Consider the following 1,061-nt stretch of genomic DNA (forward strand, 5'->3'; position numbering starts at 1 on the left):
GGTTGCGGAGCGTCCGCGAGCGCCGCGCCGATGAACACCATCGCGAGCACCGTGAAGATGTAGGCCTGCACGGCGCCTGTCAGCAGGTCGAGCGCCATCAGCGGGATCGGCACGAAGAGCCCCGCGAGCGACAGCACGATACCGACGACGAACACGCCGCTCATCACGTTGCCGAAGAGCCGCACCGTCAGCGAGAAGGTCCTCGTGATCTGCTCGACCACGTTGAGCGGGATCATGATCCAGGTCGGTTCGGCAAAGGTGGCGAGATAGCGCAGCAAGCCGCGCGAGCGCACGCCGTAGAAAATCGTCGCGCAGAATACGACCAGCGCGAGCGCGGCGTCGGTCTCGATATGAGCGGTCGGCGGTTCGACGCCCGGCAGCAACGACGCGCAGTTGCTGACCAGAATGAACAGAAAGAGCGTGCCGATCAGCGCGCGGTAGCGTTGCGGCTCAGCCTGCATCGTGTCGCGGATCTGCGTATCGATGGTCGTGACGAGCAGCTCTAGCACGGTCTGTATCTTCGATGGCACGAGCGACAGCCTGTGCGTGCAGAGTGCCGCGCCACCCGCGAGGATCGCCATGATCGCCCACGTCGTCACGACGGAGGCCGTGACGCCAATCGGGCCGACGTGAAATAGCGGCGTGGAGAGAAGCGGGGAGTGGATCATGGCGCGATCGCCCGATACCGTCGCAGCATAAGCGTGCGCGCCACGAGCAGGCCGACGGCGCCGCATAGCAGCGCCCATGCGCCTAGCTTTGCCAGCACGAAAAGAATCACGAGCAACAAGCCGAGTCGCGCGCCCTGCATCGCCAGCGCTTTCCCGGGCGAGCCGAACGCGAGCAACTCGACGTTCCGGTGCAGCGTCGTGAAATGGACCAGTCCAGCGGCGAAGCCCGCGATAAAACCCACGGGAATCTGCGCGGCCGGCGCCAAGTGCTCAATCATGATGCTGGCTCCGTGTTTGTCGATGCATCCATTTCCATGCCGACCAGAGGCCGAACGCGGCCCCGGCCATCAGCAGCGGCGCGGCAAAGAAAACGCCCGTGTGAAAGTGCTTGTC

3 protein-coding genes are annotated in these 1,061 nt (G+C 64.7%); all 3 read right to left on the reverse strand.

Annotated features, from left to right (window positions below):
• A partial coding sequence (locus AWB68_RS45325) for a F0F1 ATP synthase subunit A (protein WP_125483318.1) occupies positions 1–668 on the reverse strand: 668 nt, incomplete at its 3' end.
• Positions 665–946, reverse strand: coding sequence for an N-ATPase subunit AtpR (locus tag AWB68_RS45330; protein WP_087650499.1), 282 nt, complete (start codon positions 944–946; stop codon positions 665–667). The genes AWB68_RS45325 and AWB68_RS45330, both read right to left, overlap by 4 nt.
• Positions 939–1,061: AtpZ/AtpI family protein (locus AWB68_RS50625; RefSeq protein WP_143282075.1), on the reverse strand; the 123-nt coding region annotated here is incomplete at its 5' end. The genes AWB68_RS45330 and AWB68_RS50625, both read right to left, overlap by 8 nt.

The sequence above is a fragment of the Caballeronia choica genome (assembly GCF_001544535.1).
Classification (GTDB): domain Bacteria; phylum Pseudomonadota; class Gammaproteobacteria; order Burkholderiales; family Burkholderiaceae; genus Caballeronia; species Caballeronia choica.

Bases quoted from the DNA above. Each gene is read 5' to 3' on its own strand.
- AWB68_RS45330 (WP_087650499.1), bottom strand. From the start codon at position 946: ATGATTGAGCACTTGGCGCCGGCCGCGCAGATTCCCGTGGGTTTTATC.